Consider the following 11,054-nt stretch of genomic DNA (forward strand, 5'->3'; position numbering starts at 1 on the left):
TCAGCCGGGGGGCGGCAATCGATGAGGCGTGGTTCAATTCCCTGCCTGTAACGATTCAGCGTTTGCCTGCAATGTTTCGGCGATTGCGCGGGTGCGGTGCCGTCTGGCTAGGGATGTGTTGCCTGCTGATCGCATTCGTCTCGGTGCACGATGCGGCATTGGTTGTCACCAATCATGAAGTGATTCATGAAATGGAACAGAACCCGATCGGGGTCTGGTTGCTTGATCTGCAAGACGGTCAAGTCTGGCTGTTTGTGGCGGTGAAGCTGGTCTGTACGGCGCTGGTCTGTGCCGTACTGATCACCCTGTACAAGCACCAGCGACGCATCGGGATGACGGTCGCGGCCAGCCTGGTCTGTTTCCAACTTTCGCTCCTGTGTTATTTAACGGTTGCCTGATCGTGTTGGAATTGATGCGATCACCAAGGCACTGGAAGGTTTGGAAGCAGGTCGCCGACTTCATTGCGCTATGGGGTTTGCTCCTCGGCGGAGTTTTTTTGCTCGCCGGCGCGGAAGCGGTTGTGATTTGGAGCAGCGGGTTCCGGTACGAACCCGATACTCAAACGCGGTCGGTCTGGTTCGAAGACCTGTCGTTCCAACGCTCAAAACGCATGGCCGCCGCCGTGGTCTGTTTGCGTCAGAACGCGCTGGCCGAGGGCGTGAAGTCCGATGTCGTGCTGATGGATTTTGTGACCCGTCGAACGATCTCGCTCGACGCCTCGCACCTGAATCCGATCGCCGTGGCGCTCTCTCCAGACGCGTCGACGGTCGCGGTGGTCGGCGCTGACGCCACCGTCCGATTGATCACCGATGTGACGCCGATGTCGACGGCGCGGTTGATGGCTGAAATCGAGACGATCGACGGTGCCCACGTTCATCATCCCATCCGTCTGCGGTTCTCACCCGACGGTGAAAAGCTGGCGGCGATCAGTGAGCACTCCGTTTGGGTCTGGAGCCTGTCGGAGAACCGACTGTTGCACGAGCACCGACGTCGCGGTAACGCCAAACGCAGCGTCCAAAAGGTGCTCGCTTTCACCCGTGATTCGCAGTGCATCATTGCCGCCGACAGTGACGGCGGGATTTCGATTCGCGACCTCCATTCGGGCAAGGTTCTCAAGCGGGACTTGACCGATCATCATTCCTTGTTTGATGCCGATCTGTTCCAAGAAGATCGATTGCTGGCCGTCGCGAGCAACGGAACGCCGCACGAGGTCTCGGTCTACACCTTTCCTGTCGATCAAGGCAAACGTGCCGCCGACGAAAGCGGTGGAGAGGCACGGCTTTGGACTCAACGCGTCTCCGATCCGGTGGTGGCCCTCGGTGGGCAGGGCTCTTGGGTGGCGACGTCGGTGTATCGAAACGACGGGCACCAGATCCTTATCCGTGACATCCGGACGGGCAGGGAGCGATGCATGTTTGCAGGACATGAATCACCGATCGTGGGATTCGCTTCGTCCGGTCAGACGCTGTATTCATGGGATTCCTGTGGGTCGATTTGCGAATGGGACATCGCTACCAAGCAACGGACCTATTCATTTTCAATGCTCCAGTGGGTGCTCGATTCGCTCGATCCCGATCGCATCCGCGACTGAATTCCTCTCCATCGCCATCGATGTGTGCGGAAGCATCTCTTGGACGTTACAATCCTCGCGATGATTGAGGAATGTCGTCCGAACATGGGGATGGGAAGTTTTGAAGCAACAGGATCGCAACCGGTCAAACCGCTCGATCAAGGCTGGACGTCGCAGTGGACCGCCAATCTCCTCGCAAGAAGCCGGGACCGTGTCTCGCCGGAGAGTCGGGGCACGCCGCCTGGGCTGCGAACGATTGGAGCACCGCGTTTATCTGGCCGCTCGTTTATCGGCTTTCGACGTCGTGGCGGAGATGGAACCGGCCCAGGCTTGCCAGCACGGCCCCGTTGCGATCTCGGAATCGGCGAGACAATCCAGTGCAACCACCGCGATGGCGGAATACTTTCTTTCGGCACGTGATTCGCAAGATCAACTGCTGTCGGTGGTCGATGGCATGGTGGAAGTCGGTGTCGGGATTGAAAACTCCTTCTTCCTGGAAGTGGCGTATTCGGATTTGCGAACCTTCGGCGACGACGTCGGGGCATTTAGTGTCTATGTCGACCTGGGACTCAGCCAGCCGAATCTGCTTCGTCCCGTGCTGCGTGAAACCCAGCGAATTGTTTTCGGCAATCAAATCTATGATGCCACGTCGGGCTCAATCACGTTTGCAATGCAGGGAATGCCGCAAGCCTACATCGTCGATTTGGCGGATTTTGCCGAGGACCCGATCCGCGAAATCCAGGCTGCGCTCGATCACTTTGGATACTTGGGATCGCAATACCAGGTCACCAGCGTGCCCTCGGATGATCTACTGTTTGAGATTCGTTTTGTGGATCCGGCATTCGGGAATCTGGACCTGCCCAACTTCATCGTGACCAGCAACTTGGATGTCAGTGTCCCCACGGACGTCGAAGAAGTCAGCGCGTTCATGACCGATGGCGTGACGCCCAACGGCGATGCGTTGCGTTTTAATCTGGACACGCGCAGCCGGACATTCAATGACAATCAACGCTTCTATTCGCTCTTGAATCGTGGCACCTATGACTTGACGGCAGGGTTCATCGATGTCGGCGGCACGGGACTGGTCCCGGCTGCTTCCGGAGGGATTCCCGGGCTGAGTCAGAATGGGCAGTTCATCGAACCGTTTGACGTGTTTCGGATCGAAGTCTTCCTGGCTGATTACCTGCGGTCGCCGTTGGTGGTCGATGTCAACCCGAGCGAAGGTGTCGACCCACTGTTGTTGTTTGGCGAGGACGAAGTGGTTCCTCCTGATGCCGTTGTCTTGGGCACCGATGCGAGTGTGACGTTGGTCACCCCAAATCCGACGGTTAATCAGGTTGTCGTCAATGGTGGGGCGAACAGCCGATCGCAAGTCACTTCGATCGCCGTGACGTTTGACGAGGCGTTGGAGATCGCGCCCTTGCAATCGGCGTTCACTCTTGTCAACACAACGACTGCAACGCCCGTCGGCATGGTCAATGTGTCGGCCAGCGTCACGCCGTTCATGACGGTGGTCACCCTGACGTTCGACGGCGACAGCACCATCACGCGGGCCGGAACCGCAGCGCTCGGCAACTCCTTGGCTGACGGCAATTATCGATTGCACATTGAATCGTCCAAGATCCGTTCGACGCGAGGATTTGAAATGCGTGACGACGAAGTGTTTGGCGACCAGGCGGCCGATCGGCTCTTCCGCCTTTTCGGAGACAGTGATGGTGATCGAGATGTCGATGGCCAGGACTATGGACGTTTCGGTCTGGCGTTCCTCTCGACCTTCGGCTCCGAAGGCTTCAATGCCCAGTTGGATTCAGACGGCGATGGCGACGTGGACGGCCAGGATTACGGCCGTTTCGGACTAAATTTTTTGAGACGGCTTTAGAGACCGTCCAAGCTGGACGATCGCTCGCGGCCGAATTCCCGATCATTTCAACGTCTTCTGTTGCAGTTGCTCCAGCCGCATCGCATGTGCTTGGGCCAATTGCGAGTGGCGGCCGGCTTCGTCGACACGCCCCTGTGACTGGTAGATCGCGGCCAAGAAGCGGTGTGCATTGACATGGTGCGGTGCCAACTCCACCGTCTTTTTTAGCGCATTGATCGCCGCATCTGTGTTGCCGGAGTTCTGTTCGGCGACGCCCAGCTGAAAATAGTCAAAGGGTTCGGATTGGAGCTCGGTGACTTCGCGGTAATACTCGGCGGCCTTGTCGAATTCGCGGCGTTGATAGGCCAGACCGGCCAGTAGTCGAAGCGATTCGAGTCGCGGGCGCGAGGGGATCAATTCTTTCGCCAGCACTTCTCCGGCAAGGTCTCCGGCGATCGAAGCCTGGCCTTGGGAACGCGCCAGCATGGCCAGGATGGTTGTCGCATCGGGGTCCGACTTGCCGGTGTTCTTGACTTCGATCAACGCCTTGGCCGCTTCGATGCCGTAGTCTCGAAAATTTGAATTGCCAGGATTTTCTTGGGCGACCTGGAACTTGGCCAGTGCTTCGCAGCGTTTTCGCACGATCTCGGGCAATCGGGCGACATCCAAGACGGAACTGAGCCCGACTGCGGGTTCATTCTCCGTCGTCGCGCCGCTGTGGATGCCGATACGGTGGTGATGGAATGCGGTGTGGGGAACCTCCGTCCCTTGGGCCGGCATGTGACAGTGGCTGCAATCGTTTTGTGCGTCCGCGACCCGAACGGCGTGTGGTTTGCCGCAGGAATCATCGGTGTGGCAGGACAAGCAGATCTTGCGATAGTGGTCGATCGCCGCCGCTGCGGGGACGGTTTGGTGTGGGTTGTGACAGGTGATGCAGGTCAGCGATTCGCTCTGCTGATAACACTTGCTCTGGTGCAACTGTTCGACATGCCCGACCACACGCATCGTGTCGTCACCGAGGCGATATTGGTAGTCGATCCGAAAGTCGGTCAGCGGAAGCCCCGGACGATAGTCCCATTCGTCCCGGTTGGCCCGCAACGCTTTGCCGGCGGCCTGTAAATGGCATTGTTGGCAGATCGCTTCGGAAAGTTCGCGGGAAAGTTTTGACGGGTGGACGATCGTGTTGTCCGCTCCGGTGAACTTCGGATTCTCTCGGTAGCGGGCGACGTGCTTTTCCCCCGGTCCGTGGCAGCGCTCGCACCCGATCTTCTCTTCCAATATCGAAAACTCGTTCGGGTTGCCGCGTTTTCGATCGACCGCGCCGACGTGACAGAAAAAGCATTCCGTGCTGAGTTTGCGTCCAAAGCCGGGATGAAACGGCACGTCATAGCCGGGCGACATGGACCATTTTCCGGTGTCCTCATACCACGACAACGGCGACTGCCCGAAATGCGATCCGTCGTGATAAACGTAGCTCTTGCCGTGCGTTCCCGAACCGAGCGTGAATACGATGGGATGTTCCGTTCTGGCCAGCTCCGCCCCGTTGACCCCGCGGATGATTTCGCGGTGAATCAGGTCGTCGCCTCGGCGGAAAACTTCATAGTCGTTGCCCGACGCGTCGTGATGGTAGGTCGCCGAGGAAACCTCTTTGTCCGGGTCGACTCGTTCCATCGACTCGCTGTGCTTGGTGTCCAGGTAAGACAGGTGCTCCGCCTCATGGCATTTCACGCAGGTCTGGGTTCCAACGTATCCGACCGCAGGGTCTGCGTTGGTCGGCGGTTCGGCCATTGTGTGCGCAGTGCAGCCGAAAAGAAGCAGGCACACGGCTGAGATCGTTCGGACAAGCAAGGGTATCGATCCGCGGATGAACGGAGGATTCAGGAAAAGTGAACCCAAGTCTAACAGGGTGGAATTCGGCGGCTCAAGTTTTTTGTCGCAAACAGCACGAGAGGGCAGAAATCTCCCCGGCGTCCTCTGCGACGGAGGGGATCGGCGGAGGACTCCGGCGCGATCCTCCCGCCCGTTCGATGGACCGGCGATGGACTCAACGGCCGACAGGCACCCAACCACGATGAAATGATCGAGGGGGCGACGAAGCCTACATCCAGGATGCGCTTGCCTGGGGGATTTTCCGACGCATCGCTTTGACGTTGCCCTTGGGATAATGTCGCACTCCGGTGCAGGTGAGGTTGCCCCGCTCACCCTTGCTGTCGCCGGGCACTCTCGTTGACATCGGCGTCCCACGCAGACCACGATTGGCGGAGTTGCTCGGCCAGTTCAGGTTTGTCGTCGGCAAGGTTGTGCCGCTCGCCGGGATCGTTGCCGAGGTGATAGAGTTCGGCCTTGCTACCGTTTCGAAGCGGTTGGACGAGTTTCCAAGGTCCACTTCGAATGGCTGCGTGAGTGAAGGTTCGCCAGCACACAACCCGGGTCGCCGGCGGCTTATTCTCCAACCACAACGGGACGAGATTGACGCCGTCTGTCTTCGCTCCGCTGGCCGACGTGTCACCACCGAGCGCCAACAGCGTCGGAAACAGGTCATTGCTGTGTGTCGTCTGGTCGCAGACCCGTGCCGCAATGCGGCCGGGCCAGGATACGATCATCGGCACGCGATGGCCACCTTCGTAAAGGTCCATTTTCTGGCCGCGGTAAGGGCCGTTGCTTGAGATGTTCTTGAAGCGTTTGCCGTAGGTCAGGTAGCCGCCGTTGTCGGATGTGAACACGACCAGCGTCTGCTTTTCCAGGCCCTGAGCTCGTAAAGTGCGAATCAAACGGCCGACGCTTTCATCCAGCGATTCGACCATCGCCTTGACATGCGGTGCGACGTATTGCGGGTCAGGGATCACTCCCCATTTATCCCGATGGTATTCCGTGCCGGCTTGGCGATGCGGCGGATCATTCGGTCCCTGCCACGGGAAGTGAATCGCCAGATGGGCAAGGTACAGGAAAAACGGTTTGTCCCGATGGGCTTCAATAAACTCGATGCTGTGATCGGTCAGCAGGTCCGTCGTGTAGCCGTCTTCTCGCACGGGCGTTTGGTTGTGCCACCAGTCTTTGTTCCCCGATCGGTCGATCCGCGTGTGAAAGTCTCCGTCACCGGAAACCAGCCCGCGGAACACGTCGAACCCCTGATGCGTCGGCAAAAACGGCGGCCGGTAACCGAGGTGCCATTTGCCCATGCACGCGGTGGCGTATCCCTGTTTCTGCAGCCGCTCGGCGATTGTCTCCGCTTTCAGCGGAAGACCGAGATCGCCTTGCGTGGTTCCCGAGAGGGCGCCATCGAAAATCTTGCCGAACCGTTGCGGGTAAAGTCCTGTCAGTATCGACGCACGCGTAGGGCTGCACATCGCACCGGCGGAATGAAAGTCCGTGAATCGCAGTCCGGATGCGGCCAGTGCGTCAATGTTCGGCGTTTGGTGGACCGTGCTTCCGCAACAGCCCAGATCGCCGTAGCCCAAGTCATCGGCCAGGATCAGGATGATGTTCGGACGAACGTCTGAATCTGCTTTTGCGACGGGTGAACACAGCGTTTGTGCCGCTAGGGCTGCGACGATGATCGCTGCGTGTGGCGTTGCGCGGTGTAGTAAATGAGAGGGGACCAGCCGGCCGCAAACAGCCCAAATCCGGGCAACGCATTGCATCATGTTTTCGAACTTCCGCTACATAGTGGTCGGCTTTGGCAGGGCGAGCCCGGCGTTATTGAGCCCGGATCGGAGACGCCTTGCGGAGTTTTCCGTTTCGAACGATTCCGGTTTCTTTCTCGGGATCGTACTGGGGATTGCCGGTCGGTACCTGAGCTTCGACAGACTCCCTCCACGCAACCAATTTGGCGTAGAGCTCGTTTGCCTTTTCCTTTTCAATCGTGACCAGGTTGTCGTTCTCGCCGAGATCACTGGCGAGATTGTACAGTTCCAGCGACTCTTTCCCGAACACTTCGATCAGTTTCCAATCGCCCGATCGGATCGCGCTGTAGGGCTGGGCGCCCATGGAGTGATAGTGCGGGTAGTGCCAAAACAGATCTTCGCGACGGGGTGGGGCTTGCGGATTTGTCAGGTAGGGTCGCAGCGTGAGACCGTCTTGCACCTTTGCGGCTTCGGCCGGCAGGTCGATCTGGAGCACGTCACAGATCGTCGGCAGGATGTCCATCGTGATGGCCGGTCGCTCGCACAACGCGTCAGTGGCTCCAGCGCCGGGAAGACGGATGATCAGCGGGACGCGGACTCCGCCCTCATAGATACCGCCCTTGCCCTGGCGGAGTGGAGCGTTGTCGGTCGCGACCGGTTTGAGTCCGCCGTTGTCGCTGGTGAAGATGACCAAAGTGTCATTCCACAAGTTGTGTTCTTGCAGCTTGTCGACGACGCGTCCGACCGCTTCATCGACGCTTTCCACCATCGCGGCATAGCGGACGTTGGTGTGTTTCCGCTGCGGGTTTTCTTTCAGCTTTCGTTCGTACTTCTCCACCAGATCGGGGCGCCCCATCAGCGGCGTGTGCACGTTGTAGAAGCAGAAGTTCATGAAGAATGGTTTTTCAGACGCCGCGAATTGATCGATGAGGGTCTCCGCTTCGGCAGCCAGACGATTGGTCAAGTATTCGCCTTCGCGCTGCCGGTCCGAGAGGTCGCCTTGGGGAAGCGTTTGGTAGATCGTGTTGTCCTTCCTTGATTCCAGGCTGCGCCCTTTTCCGTAGGGCCAGAAGTAACTCGGCGGGGCTCCTTTTTCGCAGCCACCGATGTTGATGTCGAATCCGTGTGCTTGCGGGTAATTGTCAGGATCGGCGCTGTCTTCTTGTCCCGTTTCGTAGCCGTCGCGATGAGCCAGGTGCCACTTTCCAAGGTGAATGCAGGTGTAACCGTGCGGCTTGAGGATCTCGGGCAGGGTGGTGTGCTTTTTCTCCAGCACTTTCGTCCAATCGGGAATCGTCATCGGAGTGTTGACGAAGGGGTGACCGGGAATGAAGTCGGTCACGTGAAGCCGGGCCGGGGATTGGCCCGTCATCAGTGCCGCGCGACTCGGAGAGCAGACCGTGCAAGCGGCGTATCCGTTGGTGAAGCGGACACCACTTTTGGCTAACGCGTCGATGTTGGGCGTTTCATAGAAATCGCTGCCGGTACAACCGAGGTCCGTCCACCCCATGTCGTCGACGAAGAAGACCACGACGTTTTTCGGAGCCGCGTGCGACCAGCCGGTAAGCAGCAGCGCTAAGACCAACAACAACGAAGCTCGGGCGGTGCATTGGATCATGATGTGTCCTTTGGGCAGCTTGCAGATCGGCGCGGGGGTCTCAAAGTCTATAGACTTTGATGGCCTGTGCAAGCTGGCGGCGGAATGGGATCAGGCGTGCCTGTCACGTGCGAGTCGTACGCTTCGGGCACGGTAGCGGCTCCAAAGACGCCCGCCTTGGGGACGGCGCGAGCCGAGGGGACAGCGTGCGGGGCGCGGGGACAGGACAGGAAGATTCTGGGGGTAAGTCGGTTTGGGCAAACCTGGGGAACCGCTTCAGATTCCCGACGACGCGTCCGCGGATTCCCTTCTCTCAATCATCCGACATGGAAAGCCATAGTCCCCTTTTCAGAGCCCCCATTTTGGTAGGGGCGGCAACACAACTTCATTCTGCCACCATTCCTACCGCGAATCCGTTCGCAAAAGGTGCCACCCACCATTTAGAACCCGCTGCTAACGACGCAAAAGGTGCCACCCACAACGACGCAAAAGGTGCCACCCACCATTTAGAGCCCGCTGCTGGTTTGCTAGCGTCAAGATGGCTCGGCGCGGGGCAGCACATTTTGTGGGTGGCACCAAATGGAGGCTGGGGGCTTGCCACCCGTTGCGTGGGCCCCCGCTTTTCGTCGATACTTCGGGCAACTGGATGGGTGACTCGGGGGGCGGGATGCAATGCTGGCACGACTGAAGACGTTTACGTTGTTGGGCATCGAGGCGATGCCGGTGGATGTCGAGGTCGACATCTCGCCGGCGGCGATGCCCAAAACGATTCTGGTCGGGCTGCCCGATACGGCGGTCAAGGAATCCACGCATCGCGTCGAACGGGCGATCGTCAACAGCGGCTTCACCCGGCCACACGACCGCGTTGTGATCAACTTGGCCCCGGGAGATCTGCCCAAACAAGCCGCCTCGTTCGACTTGCCCGTCGCCCTCGGGGTCCTGGCCGGCAGCGGGCAATTGATTCCGGACCGTCTGGAAGAGTACGCGATCATCGGCGAATTGGCACTCGAGGGGCACACTCGTCCGGTCAAGGGTGGGTTGTCGATCGCGATCGAGGCGGCCAAGAGCGACGGATTGCGAGGGATCGTGTTGCCGGCAGAAAACGCCAGCGAAGCGGCAGTGGTGGAAGGCTTGGAAGTGATCCCGGTGGAAAGCCTTGGCCAAGCGGTCGCCTTTTTCGCCGGCGAAGTCGACATCGATCCGGCACCGAGTCGTCTGGAGCAACTCTTCGAAGCTTTCAGCCAATATGACGTCGACTTCGGCGATGTCCGAGGCCAAGAGGCCGCCAAACGGGCGATCACCCTGGCCGCGGCCGGCCGACACAATCTGATCATGATCGGGCCTCCGGGTTCGGGGAAGACGATGCTGGCCAAACGCGTGCCCACCGTCTTGCCGCAGTTGAGTGCCCCGGAATCGATCGAGACGACGCGGATTTACAGCGCACTCGGTCAATTGCCCGCCGGGCAGCCCTTGCTGGCCCGACGGCCGTTCCGTTCGCCGCACCACACGATCAGCGATGCCGGGCTGGTCGGCGGCGGCAGCCCTCCGTCACCCGGCGAAATCAGCAAGGCCCACAACGGGATTCTCTTCCTGGACGAGTTGCCTGAGTTCAATCGCAAAACGCTTGAAGTGATGCGTCAGCCGCTCGAAGACGGGGTGGTCACGATCTCGCGTGCCCTTCGCTCGACCACGTTCCCCAGCGACTTCATGCTTATCGCCGCCGCGAACCCCTGCCCCTGTGGATACCGGAGCGATCCTCGACGTGCTTGCAACTGCACACCGCCGCAAGTCGAAAAGTACATGAGCCGGATTTCGGGACCGCTCATGGATAGAATCGACATCCACATCGAAGTCCCCGCGGTGCCTTTTGAGGAACTCTCCTCCAGTTCAGAAGCAGGAACATCCAGCCAAGAGATGCGAGCTGACGTGTTGCGAGCACGCGACATTCAAGCTCAACGCTTCGCCGACGGACCATCCGGCGTGCGATACAACGCGCAAATGACCAGTCGACAAGTCCGCCAGTACTGCAAGCTTTCACCGAACTGCCAGAAGATGCTGCGTCACAGCGTCGAAGAAATGGGCCTCTCCGCCCGAGCTCACGACAAGATCTTGCGTGTCTCGCGAACGATCGCCGACGTCACCGGTGATCAGCAAATCAACGAAATGCACCTCGCCGAAGCCATCGGCTATCGAAGCCTCGATCGAGATCTGTGGACATAAACCCGTTTGAGCGTCTGTCGCCTACTCGTAGCTCAGCGAAGCGGTGCTCCGTGTCACGGTACTCGTGCCCGATTGTGGAAGGATCGTGATAACGATGTTCTCTCAGCGTTCCGTCCTGCGTTTTTGAAGACGTCTCAAGACCGACGTTGTTCATTTGCGTAGGCGTCGAAGTAAGATGAATGGCAC

7 protein-coding genes are annotated in these 11,054 nt (G+C 59.1%); 4 read left to right on the forward strand and 3 right to left on the reverse strand.

Going from position 1 to position 11,054, the window contains the following annotated elements:
• Positions 1-71 precede the first annotated feature (71 nt).
• From Mal15_RS24835 to Mal15_RS24845, 3 genes are all read left to right on the forward strand, one after another.
• The gene (locus tag Mal15_RS24835) at positions 72-398 is read left to right on the forward strand and encodes a hypothetical protein (protein ID WP_147870218.1); all 327 of its coding nucleotides are present in this window, start codon (positions 72-74) and stop codon (positions 396-398) included.
• A gap of 14 nt (positions 399-412) precedes the next feature.
• Complete coding sequence (locus Mal15_RS24840) at positions 413-1,591, forward strand: WD40 repeat domain-containing protein (RefSeq protein ID WP_233903009.1); 1,179 nt, start codon at positions 413-415, stop codon at positions 1,589-1,591.
• A 190-nt stretch (positions 1,592-1,781) separates the two neighbouring features.
• Complete coding sequence (locus Mal15_RS24845; protein WP_147870220.1) at positions 1,782-3,449, forward strand: hypothetical protein; 1,668 nt, start codon at positions 1,782-1,784, stop codon at positions 3,447-3,449.
• Positions 3,450-3,491: 42 nt separating this feature from the next.
• Here the strand turns inward: Mal15_RS24845 and Mal15_RS24850 are convergent, their stop codons facing one another.
• From Mal15_RS24850 to Mal15_RS24860, 3 genes are all read right to left on the reverse strand, one after another.
• A complete protein-coding gene (locus Mal15_RS24850) occupies positions 3,492-5,156 on the reverse strand; it encodes a tetratricopeptide repeat protein (protein WP_233903010.1) in 1,665 nt (554 codons plus the stop codon).
• Positions 5,157-5,626: 470 nt separating this feature from the next.
• Positions 5,627-7,069, reverse strand: a complete 1,443-nt coding sequence (locus Mal15_RS24855; RefSeq protein WP_167547033.1) for a sulfatase — start codon at positions 7,067-7,069, stop codon at positions 5,627-5,629.
• 55 nt (positions 7,070-7,124) lie between these two features.
• Positions 7,125-8,669 (reverse strand): sulfatase, encoded by a 1,545-nt coding sequence (locus tag Mal15_RS24860; RefSeq protein ID WP_147870223.1) that lies wholly within the window; start codon positions 8,667-8,669, stop codon positions 7,125-7,127.
• Between the two features lie 651 nt (positions 8,670-9,320).
• Here Mal15_RS24860 and Mal15_RS24865 point away from each other — a divergent pair.
• Positions 9,321-10,868, forward strand: coding sequence for a YifB family Mg chelatase-like AAA ATPase (locus Mal15_RS24865; RefSeq protein ID WP_147870224.1), 1,548 nt, complete (start codon positions 9,321-9,323; stop codon positions 10,866-10,868).
• Positions 10,869-11,054 lie beyond the last annotated feature (186 nt).

Origin of the sequence: Stieleria maiorica (genome assembly GCF_008035925.1) — a bacterium.
Classification (GTDB): domain Bacteria; phylum Planctomycetota; class Planctomycetia; order Pirellulales; family Pirellulaceae; genus Stieleria; species Stieleria maiorica.

What these genes read in the sequence shown, in the direction of transcription:
- Mal15_RS24855 (WP_167547033.1), bottom strand. Translation starts at nt 7,069, where the DNA reads ATGCAATGCGTTGCCCGGATTTGGGCTGTTTGCGGCCGGCTGGTCCCC.
- Mal15_RS24860 (WP_147870223.1), bottom strand. Translation starts at nt 8,669, where the DNA reads ATGATCCAATGCACCGCCCGAGCTTCGTTGTTGTTGGTCTTAGCGCTG.
- Mal15_RS24835 (WP_147870218.1), top strand. Translation starts at nt 72, where the DNA reads ATGTTTCGGCGATTGCGCGGGTGCGGTGCCGTCTGGCTAGGGATGTGT.
- Mal15_RS24840 (WP_233903009.1), top strand. Translation starts at nt 413, where the DNA reads ATGCGATCACCAAGGCACTGGAAGGTTTGGAAGCAGGTCGCCGACTTC.
- Mal15_RS24865 (WP_147870224.1), top strand. Translation starts at nt 9,321, where the DNA reads ATGCTGGCACGACTGAAGACGTTTACGTTGTTGGGCATCGAGGCGATG.